This window comes from Streptomyces sp. NPDC059201 (assembly GCF_042754585.1).
Taxonomy (GTDB): Bacteria; Actinomycetota; Actinomycetes; order Streptomycetales; family Streptomycetaceae; genus Streptomyces.
Genome location: NZ_JBHZBB010000003.1, coordinates 836,921 through 856,546, shown reverse-complemented (window position 1 = coordinate 856,546; position 19,626 = coordinate 836,921). Strand labels below are relative to the sequence as shown.

Below are 19,626 nucleotides of genomic sequence, written 5' to 3'. Positions count from 1 at the left end.
TGAAACGGGGCGGAGCGAGGAACGTCAATGCCGTTGACGTAAGAGCTGGCGGGAGAGGGGGAGGCGGTGGGTGTCGAAGGGGTGGGTGGGGCGTTTACATGTCAATCCCGTTGACGTAGGGTCCCGGCCATGTCCGCACGTGTCGTACCCGAAGGGAGCCGGCAGCGTCGCCGGCCGACCAAGCAGGGTGCCGTCCTCTCCGAACGGCTCATCGTCGACACCGCGCTGCGCCTGGTGGCCCAGCACGGCGCCGAAGCCCTCTCCGTACGCAGGCTGGGCGCGGCGCTCGGCGCCGACCCCAGCGCCCTCTACCGCTACTTCCGCAACACCGACGCCCTGCTCCTCGCGCTCGCCGACGAGCTCATCGGGCGCGCGCAGGAGGGCTGGGAGGCGACGGGGGACTGGCGGGTGGATCTGCGCGCGATGGGCCTGCGCGTCCACCGCTCCTACCTCTCCCAGCCGCAGGCCGCCCTGCTGGCCGCGCACCGCACGACGGGGCGCCCGCACGAGACACAGGCGGTCGAGAAGATCCTCGGCATCCTGCGGGACGGCGGCTTCCCCGATCAGCTCGCCGTCCGCGTCTACCACGCCTTCGTCGACCAGGCTCTGGCCTTCGCCGCGCAGGACGCGGCCGCCGCCGCGCTGCCGCAGGCCGCAGGCGAGGCGGACGACGAGGTCTGGGAGGAGGTCTACGGACGCCTCCCGGCCGAGACCCACCCGAACATCGCGGCGACGTACCCCCTCCTCGTCGCCGACATGCGCGACAGCGGCTACCCCTTCGCCCTGGAACTCATGCTGACGGCGCTGGAGGCCCTCCACCCGGGGACGGCGAAACGGGGGCGGAAGGAACGGAACTGACGTGGCGTCACGTCATCCGTAGCGGGGCGTGACGACCCACCGCCGTCAGGTCGGCGGAGATCCGGCCGGCCGTCTCCCGCAGTTGCGGGAGGAGAGTCTCCAGGCTCTCCTCCGGGGCGCAACGGCCCGCGTTCAGGGCGATGTTGAGCGCCGCGACGACCCGGCCGCCGCCGTCGCGTACAGGTACCGCGATCGACCGCAGGCCCTCCTCCAGCTCCTCCTCCACCCAGCCGAACCCCCGCTCGGCGGTCGCCGCCACCGCCTCGCGCAGCTCTGCCGGGCCGGTCAGCGTCCGGGGCGTCAGGGCCTCCGGGACGATGCGCCCGAGCCGTCCGTCCCGCTCGGCCTCCGGCAGGGCCCCGAGCAGGACGCGGCCCATCGAGGTCGCGTACGCGGGCAGGCGGGTGCCCACGACGATGTCGATGTGCAGGAGCCGGCTGCCCGCCACCCGGGCCACGTACCGGATGTCGTCCCCGTCGAGCACCGCCACCGACGCCGACTCGCGCACCGTCCGCACCAGGCGGACCAGGTGCGGGGTGGCGATCTCGGGGAGGGTGAGCGCGGAGAGCCGGGCGTGGCCGAGTTCGAGGACGCGGGGGAGGAGGACGAAGCCCCCGTCGTCCTCGCGTACGTATCCCAGGTGGCGCAGGGTGATCAGCGACCGCCGCGCGGTCGCCCGGGGCAGACCGGCGAGCCGCGCGAGGTCGGTGAGCCGGGCCGGTCCTCGTACGGCTCCGAAGGCGCGCAGCACGTCGAGCCCCCGCGCCAGGGACTGGAGGAACCCGGACCCCAGCTCCTCCTTGAGCCCGGCACCGGCGGACGGGTCGCCGGATCCCGTACGGACGTACCTGCCGCCGGCGTCGGCCAGCGCCGCCTCCATCGCCGCGACCGTCTGCGTGAGTGGCGGCAGGGCAAGGCTCTCCAGGGCGGCCGCGTCGTGGCGGCTGGTGTGGCTGACGACGCTCACGGCGCAGACGACCGCCCCGGCCGGGTCCCGTACCGGCAGGGAGACCGCCACGAGCCCCGGTTCGATCAACTGGTCGTCGACGGCCACGCCCCGCTTCCGTGCTTGCGCCACCCGCGCGAGGAACCCGGCGTCGTCCGCGCGTCCCGCCCACAGCTCCTCGTCCCAGGCGGCGGCGAACAGGGCGCCGGGCGCGCACCGTTCGGCCGGCAGCAGGTCTCCGGGACGGAAGCGGATCGCCATGGCGCGCCGCCGGTTCGCCTGCGCGAGGAACCGGACGCCGTCGCCGTCCGGCACCGCCAGCGAGACCGGCGCGTCGAGCAGTTCGGCGAGCGCGGAGGCGTGCGGGCCGAGTAGTTCGGGCAGCCCGCAGGAGTCCAGATAGGCGTTCCCGAGCTCCGCCGCCCCCGGCGCGAGCAGCAGATCGCGCCCCTCGGCGCGCAGCACCCCGAGGACGGTGAGCGTCGCGGCGACCCGGTCGACGGTGGCCCGCGCCAGCCCGGTCGTCCGCACGACCTCCCCGATCCCGAGCCGCCCGCCGTCCTTGCCGTCCCCGGCGACCACCGCGCGGAGCACGGCGAGCCCCCGGTCGAGCGGTCCGACCAGCTCGCCGGGTCGTGTCGTCGTCATGCCTTCGTCCCTCTCTCCGCCGGGCCCGGAGAACGGTACCCGGCGCGGGGCACGCCTCAGGGGCGGGGCAGTAAGGCGCGGTAGCTGGGGCGACAGCGGCCCCGCCTCCGCCGGGGCCCCTTCATCCTTACGTCAACACCATTGACCTTGTCATCCGCCGCCGGGTCTCATGGGCGGCACCTCGGAAGGAGCCCCGCGACCGGGCTTCTCCGCGATCCGGAGGACAACCCCATGGACCACCTGCACTCGCTGCGGGACGCCGAGCCCGTCCCGTTCTGGCTCGACGACCCGCGCCGCCCCCAGGCCAGCCCCGCCCTCGTCGGAGGCACCACTTGCGACCTCCTGGTCGTCGGCGGCGGTTACGCCGGTCTGTGGACCGCGCTCGTCGCGAAGGAGCGGGACCCCTCCGCCGACGTCGTCCTCATCGAGGGCCAGGAGGTCGGCCACGCGGCCTCCGGCCGCAACGGCGGCTTCTGCGAGGCGAGCCTCACGCACGGCCTCGGCAACGGCCTGGACCGCTGGCCCGGCGAGATCGGCACCCTCGAACGCCTCGGCCGGGAGAACCTCCAGGCCATGGAGGAGGCCATCGAGCGGTACGGCATCGACTGCGACTGGGAGCGGACCGGCTCCCTCACCGTCGCCACCGAACCGCACCAGGTCCCCTGGCTCGCCGAGGAGGCGGAGACCGCCGAGCGGTACGGCGCCTCCACCACCCTCCTCGACGCCGCCGCCGTCCGCGCCGAGATCGACTCGCCGACCTTCCTCGGCGGTCTGTGGAACAAGAACGACACGGCCATGGTCAACCCGGCCCGCCTCGCCTGGGGCCTCAAGCAGGCATGCCTCGACCTCGGTGTCCGCATCCACGAGCACACCCCGGGCCTCTCCCTCGACGAGCACGGCGCCGTCGTCGCCGTCCGCACCCCCTACGGCCGGATCACCGCCCGCCGCGTCGCCCTCGCCACCAACGCGTACCCGTCGCTGCTGCGCCGCCACCGCCTCTACACCGTCCCCGTCTACGACTACGCGCTGATGACGGAGCCGCTGAGCGAGGAGCAACTGGCCTCCGTCGGCTGGAAGAACCGCCAGGGCTGGTCCGACCCCGCCAACCACTTCACCTACGTACGGATCTCCGCCGACAACCGGATCCTCTGGGGCGGCTACGACGTCGTGTACCGCTACGCCGGCCGCGTCCGTGCCGAGGACGACCAGCGGCCCGAGACCTTCGCCACCCTCGCCCGCACCTTCTTCCGAACCTTCCCGCAGCTGGAGGGGCTCCGCTTCAGCCACGCGTGGGGCGGAGCCATCGACACCAGCACCCGCTTCTGCGTCTTCTTCGATACGAGTCACCACGGCAAGGTCGCGTACGCCGCCGGCTTCACCGGTCTCGGCGTCGGCGCCACCCGCTTCGGCGCCGAGGTGATGCTCGACCTGCTGGCCGGGGCCCGCACCGAGCGCACCGCCCTCGAACTCGTCCGGCGCAAGCCACTGCCCTTCCCGCCCGAGCCCGCCCGCTCGATCGGCATCGGCATCACCCAGCGCTCGCTCGCCCGGTCCGACCGCAACGAGGGCCGCCGCGACCTGTGGCTCCGCACCCTCGACCGCCTCGGCCTCGGCTTCGGCAGCTGACCGCCCCACCCCGTACCCTGACCCCCGGACCGGACCGGACCGGACAGGACAGGACAGGGGCGGAGGTGGCGATGGAGACGGCGAGGGACGGATGGCTGCTGCATGTCTTCGACATGGACGGCACCCTGCTGAGGGACACCTCGGCCGCTCTGGAGATCGCCGGCCGGCTCGGCTGCCTGGACGAACTCCGGGCCCTGGAGGGCGAGTTCGCCGCTGGGATCATCGACACGCGCGCCTTCGCCGCCGCCCTGTACGGGCTGTGGCGGGAGCTGACCCCGGCGGTCGTCGCCGAGGCGTTCGACGGGGCGCCGTGGATCGGGGGTCTCGCGGAGGTCCTCGCGGACATCCGGAGCCGGGGCGACCGGGCCGTCGTCGTCACGATGTCGCCGGACTTCTTCGCCGGACGGCTGCGCGGACTCGGCGTAGACGAGGTGGTGGCCTCCGGCTTCCCGCCGCTGCCGTTCCGGTCGGCGCCCGACCCCGCCAGGATCCTCGTCCCCGAGGACAAGGTGACGGCCGTCGACCGCCTGCGTACCGTCTACGGTCTCGACCGCGACGCCTGCGTCGCGTACGGCGACTCCGGATCCGACGTGCCGCTCTTCTCCGTCCTGCGCCACACCGTCGCCGTCAACGCGGGCCCCGGGCTCAGCGCCCTGGCGCGCGCGGGCTACGACGGGGACGACCTGCGGGCCGCGTACGCCCTGGGCAGGGAACTGCGCGCCCGTTCCTGAACGGCCAGGTACAGGCGCGCAGTTCGTGCATCACCAGGTGACGGACTTGCCCCCGAAGGTGACGGCGAGCGAGCCGTTCGAGGCGAACGACCAGCCCAGCGCGCCGCTGTAGTTCGCGCACCGGGAGCCGTTCGTACCGGACCAGAACTGGTTCGTGGCGTCGACGTCACCCACCAGCTTGTCGTTGGTGCCGCTGCTCGTGCTCCGGCAGGACGTGTTGGAGCGGAAGACCGAAGTGCCCGCCTCGAAGGTGTAGTTGCGCTGCGCGTTGTCGACCGAGATGTTCTCGGAGACCTTCAGCGAGCCCGGGTTGCTGTTGTACGTGAAGCCGTGCTTGCCGTTGCGGTAGGCGATGCTGCGCCGCACGACGTGGTCGACGGCGATGGACTCCCCGCCGAGCTTGTAGCCGTTGCGGTCGCCGTTGGCGTTCACGGTGCCGTCGGAGAGCGTGCCGTTGGTGTACGCGAGCGAGTACTCGACCGTCACCGGGTCGATCGGGCCGGTGTCCGGCTTGGTGTAGAGGTCCCAGCCGTCGTCGATGTTGTGGTGGGCGACCGCGTACCGGAAGACGTTCCCCGGCCCGGTCGTCAGCTTGGCGGCGAAGCCGTCGGCGTTCTCCCCGGCCGCGTCGGCGTTGTCGTGCGACTCGACGCTCACCATGAGGTTACGCGCCGGCCACTGGTCGCGCGGGGTGCTGGAGCCGCTCCGCCCGAGCTGGAGGCCGGTGTCGCGGTTGAAGCGGGTGACCGTGCGCTCGATGACGTTGTCGCTGCCGCCGACGTAGATGCCGTTGTCGCCGGCCCGCTGGACGATCAGCCCCTTCACGTGCCAGAAGTCGCCGTTCAGGGTGAGACCCCGGTTGGCGGACGCCTCGGCCATCGCGGCGAAGTCGAGGACGGGCGTCTCGCCCGGGTAGGCGGCGATCGTCTTGCGGGCGGCGGAGGTGCCGTTGTTGCCGGTCGCGACGGTCACGGTCTGGGAGTGCGCGTAGGTGCCGCCGCGCAGGTAGATCGTGCCGCCGGCCCCGATCCGGGTGATCGCGGAGGCGAGCGTCGTCGGATCGGCCTGGGTGCCGGAGGCGCCCGCGGTCCCGGCGGGCGACACGTAGAGGGCGGGCCCGGAGGGGGCGGGGGTGTCGGCGGTGGTCAGCTCGACGTGGTCGACGTTGGGCAGCCCGGCGGCCGTCGTCGGGCTGAGCCGGACGGTGTTGGAGCCCGCCACGACCGGCACGGTGAACGTCCTGGACGTCCACCCGGTCCAGGCGCCGGTGGACTCGAAGGAGGCTCCGGCGGCCACGGTCGTCCCGTTGACGAGGAGGTCGGCGGGACGGGCCGTCGTCGTCCCGTTGGCGAAGCGTACGGTGAGCGTCGCCGTCCCGGCGGCGGGCGCCGTGACGGTGAACTGGGCATACGCGCCTGCGGCGTTGGTCCCGTTGCAGAATCCGCTGCCGGAGAACCCGGTCCAGTCGGAGTCGATCGTGCCGGTGCAGACGGCGGGCGAGACCTCGGCCTCGTACCGCCCGGTCGCGGCGTGGGCGCCGCCGGCGGCGCCCAGCGCGACGAGGGTGCCGGCGACGAGGCCCACGCTGAGGGCGAGGGAAGTGGTGCGCATCGGTGTCTCCTGGAGGGGGAGGCGGCTCGGACACGGGGAGAAAGCGCTTTCTCGGTGCTGGCGCCGACGCTAGGGCGGGTGTCGAAGACACGTCAATATGCGTGTACGTGATTGCTGTTCATGACTGTGAACGGGAAGGAAGTGTGGTGTGGGGGCGCAGGACCATGAGGGAGTCCTCCGGGGTGGCCACCATGGCGAAGGGGAACCGGTCGAGTTCGAGGCAGAGGGCGACGTCGTCGGGGTGGACCCCCTCGCGTACCCCCGTCGTCAGCTCGAAGGCCGCGCGTGAGGCGGCGGCGCGGCGGAGGTAGTCGGCGGGGTCCGTGGTGGGCTTGGAGGCAGAGGTCGGCCTGGCGGCGGGCTCCGTGGCCCTCCGGGCGATGTACTGGGCGCACGCGAGGTCTTCGTCGGCCCGCCCGTCCTCGCCGGTGACGACGTACGTCACGCTGTCGGCCCCGCGCGTCCGCAGGAGCCCGGCCGTCGCCTCCGCCACCACGAAGCTCGCGCAGAGGACGAGCGAAGCGTCCTTGACGGCGAGCGCGCCGACCGTCCCCGCCGTGGTCTTCTGTACGACCGTCCGGCCGCCGAGGTCGCAGGAGCGCAGCATGCCGGGCGAGTTGACGAGCTCGAACCCGGGGGCGGGCGGCCCGTCCTTGAGTGCCACCCAGTCGGGGTGACGGTCCTTCAGCGCCAGGGCCTCGTCCAGCGACCCGGCCAGGACGATCTTCTCCGCCCCCTGTGCGAAGGCCCAGGCGGCCACGGTGAAAGCGCGCATGACGTCGACCACGACGGCGACGGGCGGGGTGTCGGTCAGTTCGGTGATGGCGAGGAATCGGGAGTCCATCCCGATCATGATTCCGTACGTACGGCGCCGAGCGGACGCGGAGTGACCCGGGTCACGAGGGGCGGGAAAGGCGGGAGAGGCAGGCAAGTCGCCCCGGCACAAGCGGCGTTCGGGAAATCCGTTCGCCGGGATCGGAAGCCCCCGTCAAGATGGCCCGATGCCGTCGATCAAGAAGTTCCAAGTCACCTTCGACTGTGCGGAGCCCGAGCGCGTCGCCCGTTTCTGGTGCGAGGTGCTCGGGCACGACGTACCGCCGCCGCCGGAGGGGTTCGCCGCCTGGGGCGACTTCGAGCGCGCGCACCCCGACCACCGGGGCCCGGCGTACGCGGCCATCGACCCCGCTGACGACAGCCCGCGCATGTACTTCCAGCGCGTCCCCGAGGACAAGGTCGCCAAGAACAGGGTCCATCTGTGCGTCCGCGTCGGCACCGGACTCGTCGGCGACGAGCGCCTGGCGGTGCTGGAGGCGGAGTGCGCGCGACTGGTCGCGCTCGGGGCGGTACGCCAGCGGCTGCTCAAGGCGGACGGCGTCTACGAGTCGTGCATCGTGATGCAGGACATCGAGGGCAACGAGTTCTGCCTCGACTGACCTGGGACTCCGGAGTACGGGTCAGCGCGGTCCGTCCTGTGGGCCGTCCTCCTCGGCGTTGGCGATCATCCTGCGCAGCACCTTCAGCGCCGCGACGTACTCCTCGTCGCTGATGCCCTCGTGGACCACGGCCCGCAGCTCACCGGCCAGTTCGCGCAACTGGACCCTGGCCGCCTCCCCCGACTCGGTGAGGTGCAGGCGCTGTTCGGCGTCGAGCCGCAGCCACGCGCGGTGGAGGAGCTGGTCGACGACCCGGGAGATCTCGTGCGGCCCGTCCGCGAGAGGGGTCAGCTGGTCGGCGACCTCCTGCCGACTCGGCGCGGAGGGACGGTACTTGACGTGGTTGAGCACCCAGTACTGCGGCTGCGTGGCATCGATCCGGGCCATCGCGTCCCGCAGCCTCCGGGTGACGGCCGCGTGGGCCAGCCCACTCCAGTAGCCGATGGGCTGCGCGGCGAGCGCCTCGTCGGTGGCGGCGGGGTCCGCGGGGGCCTGGTCGGGGCGCGGGCGCGTGTCGGTCGGCGATTCCATGATCACGACGCTACCTCCTCCCGGCGGCACGGGCCACGCCCCGGGGTTCGGGCGCGGGCGCCTCCCAGCGAGCGGGGGCGGTAATCCGATTGACCAGGGCGCGGGCCGGCGCTGCACTGGGGCGGGCGCCACGGGGCGTGGTGCCGGTCGGCAGGGAGGCGGCAGCAGCGATGGAGATCCGTTCGACGACCGGCGAGGACCACGACGTCTTCGTCGACACCCTGCACGGAGCGTTCGGGCTCATCCCGGAGACTCCGCGGGAGGACGGCGGGGGAGTCTGGTGGTCGGCGTTCGAGATGGACCGGAATCTGCTCGCCCTCGCCGACGACGGACGTCCCGTCGGGACCGCCGGCGCGTACTCCTTCGAGCTGACGCTGCCGGGCGAGACCGTCGTCCCGGTCTCCGGCGTGACGGCGGTAGGCGTCCTGCCCACGCACCGACGGCAGGGCGTGCTCAGCGCTTTGATGAGGCGTCAGCTGGCGGAGCTGCGCGAACGCGGGGAGATCCTCTCGGTGCTGCTGGCGTCCGAGGCCGTGATCTACCGCCGGTTCGGCTACGGCCCGGCGACGTACACGCAGCGCGTGACCGTGCCGCGCCATCAGGGCGCCTTCGCCCGCCCCCGGGCCCTCGGGGCCCCGCCCGCCCCCACGGGCAGGGTCGAGCTCCTTCGGCGCGCCGACTGCGGCGCGATCCTCGAAGAGGTCTACGAGCGGTACCGCCGCACCCAGCCCGGCGCCCTCGCGCGCCCGCACCGCTGGTGGGCCCTGGGCGCGGGGCAGCCGCCGGTCGCGGCGACACCGCGACACGTCCTGGTCCACCGGGACGCCGACGGGGTGCCGGACGGCTATGCCTCCTACGCGATCGAGGCCGGAACCCTCACGGTCGACGAGATCGTCGCGGCCCAGGACACCGTCTACGCGGCCCAGGACACCGTCTACGCGGACCTGGCCCGGACCGTCCTCGGCCACGACCTCGTCACCCGGGTCGTCTTCAAGCAGGTGCCGCCCGGCCACCCCCTGCGCCACTGGCTCGCGGACTACCGCGCCGGGGAGGTGACCCATGACATGGACTGGCTCTGGGTCCGCCTGCTCGACATCCCGCGCGCACTGGCCGCGCGCGGCTGGCTCACGGACGGCGAACTGGTCCTGGACGTCGACGACCCCTTCCTGGGCGAGCGCACCCGCCACCTGCTGACCGTCCAGAACGGCAAGGCCGACTGCGCCCCCACGAACCGAAGCCCCGACCTGACCCTGGACGTCTCCGACCTGGCCGCGCTCTACCTAGGCGGCACCCTTCCCAGCACCCTCATCCGAGCCGGCCACATCCACGCCCACCACCCCACCGCCCCCGCCCAAGCAGACGCCCTCTTCCGCACAAACCGCCCGCCCCACTGCCTGCACTGGTTCTGAGCGGGAGCGGGAGCGGGAGCGGGGCCGGGGGCCGGGAGCGGGGCCGGGACCGGCGGGCTGCCGGCCGAGGCCCGGGGGTCGGCCGACACCGCCGGCCGACACCGCCGGCCGGCCCCCGTGGCGCGGATCCGGTGGGTCAGGGGGTTCCCGGCCAGGCGTCGCTGCGCCATTCGCGTTCTTCGAGGCCCCGGTCGCGGTGGGCGGCCAGGGCGGTGGCCAGGTCTCCGTGGACCGTGACGGGGACGTTTCCGTCGCCGAAGGCGCCGTCCGCCGCAGCGGGGCTGGTTTCCGGCACTGCCGCCAGTTCGAGGCCGCGGCCCTCCGCGGCCAGCCGGAGTGCGGCTTCCGAGACGGCCAGGCGGCCGCCGTCGGACCAGCCTCGGAGGCCGGTCAGGTCCAGTACGACGGGGCCGGTGCCCCGTGCCAGTGCCCAGCCGACGGCTCCCTGGAACCGTCCCACGGCCTCTTGACCCAGGAAGCCGGCCAGGGAGAGCACACCGAGGCCGGGGTGGATCGTGTAGCGCCACTCGATGGTCATCGTCGTCTCTCCTCGCTCCCGGCCATGTCCCGGCCGTCCGCAGCATCCTCACCCGAGACCCCGTCCCCGTGCACGACGGTCCACGGATCGGTCACCCGGTCCGGAACGTGGACGGGTGAGGCCCGCCCGCCCGGGTGTCCGCGCGCGCTCCCTCCTTACGATGGGCCCATGGCGGATCCCGTGCGTGAACAGGCCGAGTCCCCCGTCCACCCGCGCACGCCGGGCGCGCCGGAGCTGGCGGCGGCGGCCGAGGTGTTCGGGCTGCTCAGCGACCCGACCCGGCTGCAACTGCTCTGGGTGCTCACCCGGGGCGAGGCCGACGTCAGCGCGCTGACGGAGGCGTGCGGGGCCGCCCGGCCCGCCGTCAGCCAGCATCTGGCCAAGCTGCGGCTGGGCGGGCTGGTGCGGACGCGGAAGGACGGGCGGCGGGTGGTGTACGCGCTGCCGGACGGGCACTTGAAGCGGCTGGTGGTCGAGGCCCTCAACCGGGCCGATCACGTGGTGACCGGGGAGCCCTGGCACGACTGAGCGCGAGTGCCCGACGGGACCGCACCCGCAGCAACATGTGCGCACCTATGCACATATCCGCTACCGTGAGACGGACCGCACCCCCGCTGCGAACGAGGGCGTCCCCATGCTGTCCGTCCTGCGCGACCGCACCTACCGGCACCTCTTCCTCGCCCAGGCCGTCGCCCTCACCGGCACCGGCCTGGCGACCGTCGCCCTCGCCCTCCTCGCGTACGACCTCGCCGGGGCCCACGCCCCCGCCGTGCTCGGCACCGCGCTCGCGCTCAAGATGGCGGCGTACGTCGGTCTGGCCCCGCTCGCCGGGGCGCTGGCCCGCCGGGTGCCGCGCCGGGCCCTGCTCGTCGGCGCCGACCTCGTACGGCTCGTCACCGCGTTGGTCCTGCCGTTCGTGGACCAGGTGTGGCAGGTGTACGGGCTCGTGCTGCTGCTCCAGGCGGCCTCGGCGGTCTTCACCCCCGCCTTCCAGGCGACCATCCCGCGCGTCCTGCCCGAGGAGCGCGACTACACCCGGGCCCTCGCCCTCTCACGGCTCGCCTACGACCTGGAGAGCCTCGCCAGCCCGGTCCTCGCCGCCGCGCTCCTCACCCTCATGCCGTACGGATGGCTGTTCACCGGCACAGCGGCCGGGTTCCTGGTCTCCGCGCTCCTCGTCCTGCCCCTGCGGCTCCCGCCGGACTCCGAGGGCTCCGGCGGCGGCGCGGCGGCGGGGCGGATCCCCGGTGCCCGGCTCCTCCTCGCCACCCCACGGCTGCGCGCCCTCCTCGCGCTCGACCTCGCGGTCGCCGCCGCCGGAGCGGTGGTGCTCGTCGACACGGTCGCCCTCGTCCAGGGCGGCCCCGACCAGGGCGGCCTGGGACGCCCGCCCGGCGACGTGTCGCTCGCCCTCGCCGCGTACGGCGCGGGCTCGATGGCCATGGCCCTGCTGCTCCCGCGCCTCCTCGGCCGGACCGGCGACCGCGCCCTCATGCTCCCGGCCGCCGGTGCCCTCGCCGCCGCGCTCGCCGTGCTGACGGCGGGGCTCGGCTCCGGCTGGGCCGACGAGCACCGGGCCGCCGCCTGGCCCGCGCTGCTCGCCCTCTGGCTCTGCCTCGGCGCCGCGACCTCGGCGGTCCTCACCCCCGGCGGCCGGCTGCTGCGCCGTTCCGCCGCCGACGCCGACCTGCCCGCCCTCTTCGCCGCCCGCTTCTCCCTCTCGCACGGCTGCTGGCTGCTCACCTACCCGCTCGCCGGGCTGCTCGCCTCCCGCGCGGGCCTCGCCGCCTCCGCCGCCACCCTCACCGCCGTGGTTCTGGCGGCGGCCTTCGCCGCCGCCCGCCTCTGGCCGTGCCCCGACCCCGAGGCGCTGGAACACACCCACCCCGAACTCCCCACCGACCACCCCCACATGACCGCCGCCTGTGCCGCCACCGGCCCCGACCGCCGCCACACCCACCCCTTCCGCATCGACCCCCTCCACCGCCACTGGCCCACCCCCACCGGCTGAACCGCAGGCCCGGAGAGCCGAGCCTGCGCGGACGCCGCCCTCGACCATGTACCCCCGACCTGTACGGGCACGTGGGCGCAGGCGCGGGAAATGCGGTCGAGGGAGAGGAGGAAGCCTGAGAGGGTGGTGTGTTCCTGTGGCCGGGGCCCTTGAGGGGGCCGCGCCGCGCCGTCGTACCGAGAGGATTCCTGTGCCCCGTGCCGTCAGCCTCATCCGTTCCGCCTCCCTTTCCGACGTCGCCGAGTACGCGTACGCGGCGACCGCTCCGGCCGAGGCGCGGCTGATCTTCCTGGCCGGTTCCTGTCCGCTCGACGCCGACGGGCGGACCGTCGCCGTCGGGGACGTCGTCGGGCAGGCGGCGGCCTGCGTCGAGAACCTGCGGACGGCGCTGGAGGACGCCGGGGCCGGGATCGAGGACGTCATCAGCACGCGCGTGCTCGTCGCGACGACCCGTCAGGACGAGCTGGTGGCCGCCTGGGAGGTCGTACGGGACGCCTTCGGTGACCATGACGTGCCGAGCACGCTGATGGGCGTCACCGTGCTCGGGTACCACGACCAGCTCGTGGAGATCGAGGCCGTCGCCGCCGTCCTCGACGCCTGACCGCACCGACGCCTGGCCGTCCCGACGCCTGGCGGCCCCTTACGCGGGGCCTCGCGTCCATAGCGTCAGGTCGCTGGACGTGGCGACGGCGAGCGTCCGTCCCGTCGGGGAGAAGCCGGCCGCGCGCAGGGTCGACCACCGCGAGTGGAAGACGTGCCACCAGCCCTCGGTGTGCGGTGGGCGGTGCCAGTCGCCGCCGTTGTCCGAGAGCAGGATCCGGTGGTTCGGCCAGTCGGGGGCCTCGACGTCCACGCACCAGCCGTCGCCGCTCGTACCGTGCAGCCCGCCGCCGTACAGTCCGGCGACCCGCACCCGTTGCCCGGCGAGCGGGCCGATCCAGGGGCACGACAGGTCGGGCGTGCCGTCCGGCCCGTCGTCCTCGGGGTCCCGGTCCCGCGCGATCCGCTCGCCCGTCACCGCGTCGAAGACGCCGTACCCCTGGTGGGAAACGACCATCACCAGGTCGTGGCCGGTGGTGGGGTGCACGCCGAAGCCGATGCCCGTCAGTCCGCCGACGGCGGCGTGGCCGCCGAACACGTCCCGCCACGGCTCCGGCGCCGGGACGACCGGAGCGGCGAGGAGCCGCCGGCGCAGCCCCTCCTGGTACGGGGGCAGGGCGGGGGTGTCGGCGTCCGGCACGGTCGTCTCTCGCATCCCCCGATCATGACGGAGCCCCGCGGGCGGCGGCGCCCGCCCGGCCGTCCGGATGGAGCCAGGCCCGCAACCTCCCCCTCACCACCCCCTCACACCCGTCCGGCTTTCGTGGCGCCCCGTCCGGTGGCCGGTCCTCGTGGGTGGCGGCCGGATCGTGACGGCGGGTGGGGCGGGGTGGTTCGTGGGGGTTCGGCGGGGAATCGGGGGAGCCTGCGTGTCGACAACGTGTCGGATGCATGACAAGCGTTCAACTTCCTTGATCCGCCCGGCCGATGGGGCACAGGCTGCTGCTCACGCCGAGCGGAGGGCGCCCTCCCCCCGGCGGTGCGTGCGACCGCACGCGACCCCCACGCAACGCGCCGCCCGACCCCGGGCGCGCCGCCAAGAGGAGGAACCCCCCACCATGGCACTCCCCACGAACCGCACCACCCGCCGGGCGCTGATCGCCTCCGCCGCCACCGTCGCCGCGCTCGCCACCGGTCTCGCCGTGGCCCCCGCGCAGGCCGCTCCGGCGCCGGCCGAGGGTGTCGTCCTCGCCGCCGGCTCGGCCGACGCCGTCGAGGGCAGCTACCTCGTCACGCTCAAGCCGGGCGCCGGCTTCGCCGCCGGATCCGCCAAGGGCCGTGGCCTGATAGCCGGTTACGGCGGCAAGGTCGGCAAGACCTTCGGCGCGGCCCTCAACGGCTACACCGTCACCCTCGACGCGAAGGCCGCCCGCCGCCTCGCCGCCGACCCTGCCGTGGCGACGGTCGAGCAGAACCAGGTCGTCCGCGCCGACGCCACCCAGACCAACGCGCCCTGGGGCCTCGACCGGATCGACCAGGCGAACCTCCCGCTCTCGGGGACGTACACGTACCCGGACAGCGCGGGGGCCGGGGTCACCGCGTACGTCATCGACACCGGTGTACGCGTCAGCCACGGCGAGCTCGCGGGCCGGGCGGTCAACGGGTACGACGCCGTCGAGGGCGATACCGTCGCGCAGGACGGCAACGGTCACGGCACCCACGTCGCCACCACCATCGCCGGCACCACCTACGGCGTGGCCAAGGCAGCGAAGGTCGTGGCCGTCCGGGTCCTCGACGCCAACGGCTCCGGCACCACCGCGGGCGTCGTCGCCGGCATCGACTGGGTGACCTCCCACCACGCCGCCGGAGCGCCCGCCGTCGCCAACCTCTCGCTCGGTGGCGGTGCCTCCACCACCCTCGACAACGCGGTCAGGCGCTCCATCGCCGATGGGGTCACCTACGCCGTCGCCGCCGGCAACTCCGGTGTGAACGCGGGCAGCTCGTCGCCCGCGCGCGTCACCGAGGCCATCACCGTCGGCGCCACCTCCAACACCGACGCCAAGGCGAGCTGGTCCAACTACGGTTCCGTCCTGGACCTGTTCGCCCCGGGCGTCTCCATCACCGCGGGCTGGCACACCAGTGACAGTGCCACGAACACGATCTCCGGTACCTCCATGGCCACCCCGCACGTCGCCGGCGCCGCCGCCGTCTACCTGGCGGGCCACGCCTCCGCCACCCCCGCCCAGGTCGCCACCGCCCTCGTGAACGGCGCGACCCCCGGCAAGGTCACCACCCCCGGCAGCGGCTCCCCCAACCGCCTCCTCCGCCTCGTCCCGTAACCCGGGAGCCCCCCACACCCGCCGTCCGCACCGTCCTCGCGGAGGCACGACCCTGGCGGGAGGCATGACCCTGGCGGAGGCATGACCGTGCCCCGGCGCCCCACAAGGGCGCCGGGGCACGGTCACAACGCGTTCAGGGGACGATCAAGTCCGGGACGAGCGCGCGGAGTTCCGCCACCGGCAGGACGCCGTCGCGGACCAGGACCGGCGTCTCGCCGCTGAGGTCGACGATCGACGACGAGACCGCGCCCGCGGTCCGGCCGCCGTCGAGGTACACCGCGACGGACTCGCCGAGCATCCCCTGCGCGGCGTCGCAGTCCTGGGGGGACGGGTGGTCCGTGAGGTTGGCGCTGGAGACGGCCAACGGGCCCGTCGCCGCGAGGAGTTCCAGGGTCAGCGGGTGGTCCGGCATCCGGACCGCCACCGTGCCGCCGGTCTCGCCCAGGTCCCAGTCCAGCGACGCCCGGTGGCGGACCACCAGGGTCAGCCCGCCCGGCCAGAAGGCGTCGATCAACGCCGTTGCCGAGGCCGGGAGTTCGTCGGTCAGCTCGCCGAGGGCGGCGGCCGAGTCGACCAGGACGGGGGAGGGCTTGTGGCGGCCGCGGCCCTTCGCGGCCAGCAGCGAGGCGACCGCCTTCGGGTCGAAGGCGTCCGCCCCGACCCCGTACACGGTGTCCGTCGGCAGGACCACCAGCTCGCCGCGGCGCACCGCGGCCGCGGCCTCGCGGAGGCCCGCCGCGCGGGCCGCCGGGTCGGAGCAGTCGAAACGGGACGACGTCACGCCGGAGTGCCCTCCTCGGCCACGACACCGCGCGTCGTCACCAGACGGGCCGTGCCCCCGGCCAGCTCGTAGCCGAGGCCCACGACGGCGGTCTCGCCCGCCGCGACCTGCTCGGAGAGGACGCGGGAGCGGTCGAGCAGCAGGTCCACGGTGTGGCGGACGTGCTCGTCGATGATGTCGCTGTCGGAGGTCAGACCGGCGGCCCTGGCGGCGAGCACGCTCGGCATGACGCGCTCGACCACGTCGCGGACGAAGCCGCCGGCGGGGAAGCCGTCGGCGACGGCGGCGCGAGCCGCCGCGACCGCGCCGCAGGAGTCGTGTCCGAGGACGACGACCAGGCGGGCCCCGAGCACGCTGGTGCCGTACTCCACGCTGCCGAGGACCTCGGGGCCGACGACGTGACCGGCGGTGCGGACGACGAACAGGTCGCCGAGCCCCCGGTCGAAGATGATCTCGGCCGCGAGCCGCGAGTCGGAACAGCCGAGGACGACGGCGAACGGGTCCTGGCCGGGCGCGAGCTCCGTACGGCGGGCGGCGTCCTGGTTCGGGTGCTCGGGCGTGCCCGAGACGAAGCGACGGTTGCCGTCGAGAAGGGCGTCGAGGGCAAGGGCCGGAGATGTTCTGGGCATGCCGCCACCCTATGCGCGCCCCCCGCCTCCCGCGCTACCGGGTCCATCCCCGCCGGGCCTCCTTGTGACGCATCGCACCCACCCCCGAAACGGTCAGACCGTCGCGTCCCAGGCGCGCGTCAGCCCGTCCAGCCAGGCCGGGGGAAGCTCGGCCGCGTCCCACTCCTCCCGCAGCTCCGTCGGGCGGACGGCGAGCCGTTCCAGGACGGCGAGGCTCGTGGGGGAGTGGACCAGGGTGTAGCGGCCGTGGATGGCGATCGCGCTGCCAGGCCCGTACGTGGCGTACAGCCGTTCCAGGTGGGGCCGGTGGTCCGCCGCGAACGACGTCAGCCGCCCCGGATAGGCCGCGCGCTGCCGCACCCCCATCGTCGCGAGCGCGGACGCCAGCACCTGCTCGGTGACCTCGGGGTCGAGCTCGGACTCCTCGGAGAAGGAGAGGTACAGCGGTACGACCGCCACCTTCGCCCGCTCGACCTCCATCCGCCCGACCCGCGACCAGGACTCCGCGCCCTCGCCCCCCTCCGCCCCCACGGCCACCCCCAACGCCCGCTCGGCCACCCCCCCAAGCCCCCGAACAACAGCCCAAGCCCCCTCCCGCCACCCCGCCGCATAAGCCCCCGGGCTCCCGGCCGCGTCCGTGTCGCCGCTCCGGGCCGCGCCCGCGACGCCGTTCGCCACCGCGTCCGTCTCGCCGCCCGGGGCCGCGTGCGCGGTGCCGTTCCCGGCCGTGTCCGTGTCGCCGCCCGGGGCCGCACCCGCGATGCGGTTCCCGGCCGGGTCGGTCTCGCCGTTCCGGGCCGCGCCCGCGACGCCGTTCGCCACCGCGTCCGTCTCGCCGCCCGGGGCCGCGTGCGCGGTGCCGTTCCCGGCCGTGTTCGTCTCGCCGCCCGGGGCCGCGTGCGCGATGCCGTTCCCGGCCGCGCCCGTCTCGCCGCTCCGGGCCGCGCCCGCGACGCCGTTCGCCACCGCGTACGTGTCGCCGCCCGGGGCCGCGTCCGCGATGCCGTTCCCGGCCGCGTACGTGTCGCCGGTCTGGGCCGCGTGCGCGGTGCCGTTCCCGGCCGCGCCCGTCTCGCCGCTCCGGGCCGCGCCCGCGGTGCCGTTCCCTGGCGCGCCAGCCTCCCCGGTCCGCGCCGCGCCCCCCTCGCCCTTCCGTGCCGCGTACGTGTCGCCGGTTCCGGCCGCGCCCGTCTCGCCGCTCCCCCCGGCGTCCGCCTCCCCGCCCGCCGGCGGGCCCTGCACGACGATGCCCGCCAGTTCCTCGTACGCGACGGCTAGGGCGCCCGCCTCGACGAGGGCGATCAGTTCTTCGGCGTCGCCGGAGTACACCCCCGCCCGTGCGAGGAGTTGAAGGAGCGTCGTCCTCGCGTTGTCGACGCTCGCGGCGTCGAGCTGGGGCCGTTCTTCCCGGGCGGCGGTCATCGGTGGTCCTCCTCCTCGCGTTGCGGGCGCGCGCGGGTGCGGCGGGCGCGCCGTCGAGGACGCGACGTCCACGGGCCCGCGCCACGCTCCCCTCGCGGCGGCGCACGTACGGGACCGATGATCGAGTCCTCAACCGCCGAGGTTTCCAGCTCTCCTGGCCCTCCGTCCAGCCGACTTCCCGGTCCCCTCCCACCAGGCACGCGGTGCCATCCGGCCGTTCCCGCCCCGGCGGGTGGCAGCGGCCCCGACCTCCCTGGGGAATTCATACCCCCTCCCCGTATCGAGGTCCGTTGCTCAGGTCGGACCGGCGCACCGCACGGAGACACGAAGTGCCAGCGCAGAGCCCCATGGCGGGCCCTACGCCGCCGCCCGTCAGCCCGCCGCCGGGCCGTCCCCGCTCGCCGCGCTCGGAGCCGTACCTCCCCGCCAGGATCTGGCGAGCCCGATGAGCGGGCCGGCCGCGATGACGGCGGCCAGTACGGCGTAGCCGGGGGCGAGGCCCGCGACGGTCGCCACGCCTGCGACGAGGAGGGGGCCGCCCGCGTCGCCCAGTTCGCGGCCCAGTTCGGCGGAGCCCATGGTCTGGCCGAGGCGCTCCTTGGGCGTCGACGTGGCGAGCGCGGCGAAGCCGAGGGGGGTGATGAGGCCGGTGCCCGTGCCGATGAGGACGGCGGCGAGGAGGATGCCGGGCAGGCCGGGGATCGCGGCGCAGCCGAGACCGGCGGCGGTGACGAGCAGGCCCGTCGTGAGGCCCGTGCCGGTGGTCAGCCGGCCCGCGTCGAGGGCGCGTCCGGCCTTCGGCTGGACGACGGCCGCGGTGAGGGCGAGGACGGAGACCGCCGCGCCGGTGGCGACCGTGCCGTACCCGGCGGCCGCGCCGGACACCGGCAGGAAGCCGACGCCGACCGACAGGGCCGCGGTCGCCGCCGCCAGCGCCGCCGTCGGCCGCAGGAAGACCGGGTCGGTGAGGCGGCGGGCGAGGTCGACGACGGTCTGGCGGCAGCGCGGCAGCGGCGGTACGCGCGGCACCGCGAGGAGCGCCCAGAGGGCGACGAGCGCGGCCAGCGCCGCCATCACCCCGAACAGCAGCCGCAGCCCGCCGAGCCACATCAGCGCGCCGCCGAGCAGCGGGCCGAGGGTGTAGCCGATCGACTTGTAGAAGCCGTACGAGCCGAAGGCGCGCCCGTGCTTGGCCGCCGGGTTGAGCCGGGCGACCAGCGCGGAGGCGGAGGGCGAGAAGGCGGAGGCGGCGGCGCCCTGGCCGAGCCGGGCCGCCCACAGCCAGCCGGGGCTGTCGGCGACGACGTACGCGGCGGAGGCGGCGGCGAAGCCGATCAGGCCCGCGATCATGACGGGACGGGCGCCGATCCGGTCGGCGAGCGAACCGAACAGCGGCTTGAGCAGCACCTCGGCCCCGTCGTACAGGGCGAGCAGCGCGCCGAGCATCAGCAGCGAGCCGACGACGTCGTCGGTGTCCCCGCCGAGCACGGCGGCGACCCCGTGGGCGCCGAACGCGGTCGTGAACCCGGCGGCGTACAGCGGCCACATCCGCCACATCCGCCACGAGGCGGCC

The 19,626-nt window shown here is 74.6% G+C and carries 19 protein-coding genes; 9 read left to right on the top strand and 10 right to left on the bottom strand.

Going from position 1 to position 19,626, the window contains the following annotated elements; all coding sequences use genetic code 11:
- The first annotated feature begins 129 nt into the window (after nucleotides 1-129).
- Nucleotides 130-858, top strand: coding sequence for a TetR/AcrR family transcriptional regulator (locus tag ACFXMG_RS14180; protein ID WP_383819528.1), 729 nt, complete (start codon nucleotides 130-132; stop codon nucleotides 856-858).
- A 7-nt stretch (nucleotides 859-865) separates the two neighbouring features.
- Here the strand turns inward: ACFXMG_RS14180 and ACFXMG_RS14175 are convergent, their stop codons facing one another.
- Nucleotides 866-2,452 carry an IclR family transcriptional regulator C-terminal domain-containing protein gene (locus ACFXMG_RS14175; protein ID WP_383819526.1) on the bottom strand — a complete coding sequence of 529 codons (1,587 nt, stop codon included), beginning with the start codon at nucleotides 2,450-2,452 and terminating at the stop codon, nucleotides 866-868.
- Between the two features lie 231 nt (nucleotides 2,453-2,683).
- On the opposite strand from ACFXMG_RS14175, the gene ACFXMG_RS14170 reads away from it, so the two are divergent.
- Both ACFXMG_RS14170 and ACFXMG_RS14165 read left to right on the top strand, forming a co-directional pair.
- Nucleotides 2,684-4,078: an NAD(P)/FAD-dependent oxidoreductase gene (locus ACFXMG_RS14170; protein ID WP_383819523.1), complete on the top strand. Its 1,395-nt coding sequence runs from the start codon at nucleotides 2,684-2,686 to the stop codon at nucleotides 4,076-4,078.
- 71 nt (nucleotides 4,079-4,149) lie between these two features.
- Nucleotides 4,150-4,809, top strand: a complete 660-nt coding sequence (locus ACFXMG_RS14165) for an HAD family hydrolase (protein WP_383819520.1) — start codon at nucleotides 4,150-4,152, stop codon at nucleotides 4,807-4,809.
- 30 nt (nucleotides 4,810-4,839) lie between these two features.
- Here ACFXMG_RS14165 and ACFXMG_RS14160 read toward each other — a convergent pair whose 3' ends face one another.
- Together ACFXMG_RS14160 and ACFXMG_RS14155 are read right to left on the bottom strand one after the other, a co-directional pair.
- Nucleotides 4,840-6,420, bottom strand: coding sequence for a carbohydrate-binding protein (locus ACFXMG_RS14160; RefSeq protein WP_383819518.1), 1,581 nt, complete (start codon nucleotides 6,418-6,420; stop codon nucleotides 4,840-4,842).
- Nucleotides 6,421-6,538: 118 nt separating this feature from the next.
- Nucleotides 6,539-7,264, bottom strand: coding sequence for a 2-phosphosulfolactate phosphatase (locus tag ACFXMG_RS14155; RefSeq protein ID WP_383819515.1), 726 nt, complete (start codon nucleotides 7,262-7,264; stop codon nucleotides 6,539-6,541).
- A gap of 157 nt (nucleotides 7,265-7,421) precedes the next feature.
- Between ACFXMG_RS14155 and ACFXMG_RS14150 the strand changes: the two genes are divergently transcribed.
- Nucleotides 7,422-7,853 carry a VOC family protein gene (locus ACFXMG_RS14150; RefSeq protein WP_383819513.1) on the top strand — a complete coding sequence of 144 codons (432 nt, stop codon included), beginning with the start codon at nucleotides 7,422-7,424 and terminating at the stop codon, nucleotides 7,851-7,853.
- A 21-nt stretch (nucleotides 7,854-7,874) separates the two neighbouring features.
- Here ACFXMG_RS14150 and ACFXMG_RS14145 read toward each other — a convergent pair whose 3' ends face one another.
- Nucleotides 7,875-8,384, bottom strand: coding sequence for a MarR family winged helix-turn-helix transcriptional regulator (locus ACFXMG_RS14145; protein WP_383819511.1), 510 nt, complete (start codon nucleotides 8,382-8,384; stop codon nucleotides 7,875-7,877).
- A 170-nt stretch (nucleotides 8,385-8,554) separates the two neighbouring features.
- Between ACFXMG_RS14145 and ACFXMG_RS14140 the strand changes: the two genes are divergently transcribed.
- Nucleotides 8,555-9,793, top strand: coding sequence for a GNAT family N-acetyltransferase (locus ACFXMG_RS14140; protein ID WP_383819508.1), 1,239 nt, complete (start codon nucleotides 8,555-8,557; stop codon nucleotides 9,791-9,793).
- Between the two features lie 136 nt (nucleotides 9,794-9,929).
- Here the strand turns inward: ACFXMG_RS14140 and ACFXMG_RS14135 are convergent, their stop codons facing one another.
- On the bottom strand, nucleotides 9,930-10,331 hold the full coding sequence (locus tag ACFXMG_RS14135; RefSeq protein ID WP_383819506.1) for an anti-sigma factor antagonist: 402 nt from the start codon (nucleotides 10,329-10,331) through the stop codon (nucleotides 9,930-9,932).
- A 168-nt stretch (nucleotides 10,332-10,499) separates the two neighbouring features.
- Between ACFXMG_RS14135 and ACFXMG_RS14130 the strand changes: the two genes are divergently transcribed.
- The 3 genes from ACFXMG_RS14130 to ACFXMG_RS14120 all read left to right on the top strand — a co-directional run bounded on the left by ACFXMG_RS14130 (nucleotide 10,500) and on the right by ACFXMG_RS14120 (nucleotide 12,943).
- Complete coding sequence (locus ACFXMG_RS14130) at nucleotides 10,500-10,859, top strand: ArsR/SmtB family transcription factor (RefSeq protein WP_383819504.1); 360 nt, start codon at nucleotides 10,500-10,502, stop codon at nucleotides 10,857-10,859.
- A gap of 106 nt (nucleotides 10,860-10,965) precedes the next feature.
- A complete protein-coding gene (locus tag ACFXMG_RS14125; protein WP_383819501.1) occupies nucleotides 10,966-12,342 on the top strand; it encodes an MFS transporter in 1,377 nt (458 codons plus the stop codon).
- Between the two features lie 190 nt (nucleotides 12,343-12,532).
- A complete protein-coding gene (locus tag ACFXMG_RS14120; protein ID WP_383819498.1) occupies nucleotides 12,533-12,943 on the top strand; it encodes a RidA family protein in 411 nt (136 codons plus the stop codon).
- Between the two features lie 39 nt (nucleotides 12,944-12,982).
- Here ACFXMG_RS14120 and ACFXMG_RS14115 read toward each other — a convergent pair whose 3' ends face one another.
- Nucleotides 12,983-13,597 carry a hypothetical protein gene (locus ACFXMG_RS14115; RefSeq protein ID WP_383819496.1) on the bottom strand — a complete coding sequence of 205 codons (615 nt, stop codon included), beginning with the start codon at nucleotides 13,595-13,597 and terminating at the stop codon, nucleotides 12,983-12,985.
- Between the two features lie 403 nt (nucleotides 13,598-14,000).
- Between ACFXMG_RS14115 and ACFXMG_RS14110 the strand changes: the two genes are divergently transcribed.
- Nucleotides 14,001-15,221 carry a S8 family peptidase gene (locus tag ACFXMG_RS14110; RefSeq protein ID WP_383819493.1) on the top strand — a complete coding sequence of 407 codons (1,221 nt, stop codon included), beginning with the start codon at nucleotides 14,001-14,003 and terminating at the stop codon, nucleotides 15,219-15,221.
- A gap of 133 nt (nucleotides 15,222-15,354) precedes the next feature.
- Here the strand turns inward: ACFXMG_RS14110 and ACFXMG_RS14105 are convergent, their stop codons facing one another.
- The 4 genes from ACFXMG_RS14105 to ACFXMG_RS14090 form a co-directional block, all read right to left on the bottom strand.
- On the bottom strand, nucleotides 15,355-16,002 hold the full coding sequence (locus ACFXMG_RS14105) for an L-threonylcarbamoyladenylate synthase (protein WP_383819490.1): 648 nt from the start codon (nucleotides 16,000-16,002) through the stop codon (nucleotides 15,355-15,357).
- Nucleotides 15,999-16,631 (bottom strand): carbonic anhydrase, encoded by a 633-nt coding sequence (locus ACFXMG_RS14100; protein ID WP_383819488.1) that lies wholly within the window; start codon nucleotides 16,629-16,631, stop codon nucleotides 15,999-16,001. The genes ACFXMG_RS14105 and ACFXMG_RS14100 overlap by 4 nt, the downstream gene beginning before the upstream one ends.
- 93 nt (nucleotides 16,632-16,724) lie before the next feature.
- Nucleotides 16,725-18,053 (bottom strand): hypothetical protein, encoded by a 1,329-nt coding sequence (locus tag ACFXMG_RS14095; RefSeq protein ID WP_383819486.1) that lies wholly within the window; start codon nucleotides 18,051-18,053, stop codon nucleotides 16,725-16,727.
- A gap of 372 nt (nucleotides 18,054-18,425) precedes the next feature.
- Nucleotides 18,426-19,601: an MFS transporter gene (locus tag ACFXMG_RS14090; protein WP_383819594.1), complete on the bottom strand. Its 1,176-nt coding sequence runs from the start codon at nucleotides 19,599-19,601 to the stop codon at nucleotides 18,426-18,428.
- Nucleotides 19,602-19,626 lie beyond the last annotated feature (25 nt).

Coding starts and splice junctions, on each gene's coding strand:
- ACFXMG_RS14180 (WP_383819528.1), top strand. CDS start 130: ATGTCCGCACGTGTCGTACCCGAAGGGAGCCGGCAGCGTCGCCGGCCG.
- ACFXMG_RS14175 (WP_383819526.1), bottom strand. CDS start 2,452: ATGACGACGACACGACCCGGCGAGCTGGTCGGACCGCTCGACCGGGGG.
- ACFXMG_RS14170 (WP_383819523.1), top strand. CDS start 2,684: ATGGACCACCTGCACTCGCTGCGGGACGCCGAGCCCGTCCCGTTCTGG.
- ACFXMG_RS14165 (WP_383819520.1), top strand. CDS start 4,150: ATGGAGACGGCGAGGGACGGATGGCTGCTGCATGTCTTCGACATGGAC.
- ACFXMG_RS14160 (WP_383819518.1), bottom strand. CDS start 6,420: ATGCGCACCACTTCCCTCGCCCTCAGCGTGGGCCTCGTCGCCGGCACC.
- ACFXMG_RS14155 (WP_383819515.1), bottom strand. CDS start 7,264: ATGGACTCCCGATTCCTCGCCATCACCGAACTGACCGACACCCCGCCC.
- ACFXMG_RS14150 (WP_383819513.1), top strand. CDS start 7,422: ATGCCGTCGATCAAGAAGTTCCAAGTCACCTTCGACTGTGCGGAGCCC.
- ACFXMG_RS14145 (WP_383819511.1), bottom strand. CDS start 8,384: ATGGAATCGCCGACCGACACGCGCCCGCGCCCCGACCAGGCCCCCGCG.
- ACFXMG_RS14140 (WP_383819508.1), top strand. CDS start 8,555: ATGGAGATCCGTTCGACGACCGGCGAGGACCACGACGTCTTCGTCGAC.
- ACFXMG_RS14135 (WP_383819506.1), bottom strand. CDS start 10,331: ATGACCATCGAGTGGCGCTACACGATCCACCCCGGCCTCGGTGTGCTC.
- ACFXMG_RS14130 (WP_383819504.1), top strand. CDS start 10,500: ATGGCGGATCCCGTGCGTGAACAGGCCGAGTCCCCCGTCCACCCGCGC.
- ACFXMG_RS14125 (WP_383819501.1), top strand. CDS start 10,966: ATGCTGTCCGTCCTGCGCGACCGCACCTACCGGCACCTCTTCCTCGCC.
- ACFXMG_RS14115 (WP_383819496.1), bottom strand. CDS start 13,597: ATGCGAGAGACGACCGTGCCGGACGCCGACACCCCCGCCCTGCCCCCG.
- ACFXMG_RS14110 (WP_383819493.1), top strand. CDS start 14,001: ATGGCACTCCCCACGAACCGCACCACCCGCCGGGCGCTGATCGCCTCC.
- ACFXMG_RS14100 (WP_383819488.1), bottom strand. CDS start 16,631: ATGCCCAGAACATCTCCGGCCCTTGCCCTCGACGCCCTTCTCGACGGC.
- ACFXMG_RS14095 (WP_383819486.1), bottom strand. CDS start 18,053: ATGACCGCCGCCCGGGAAGAACGGCCCCAGCTCGACGCCGCGAGCGTC.
- ACFXMG_RS14090 (WP_383819594.1), bottom strand. CDS start 19,601: ATGTGGCCGCTGTACGCCGCCGGGTTCACGACCGCGTTCGGCGCCCAC.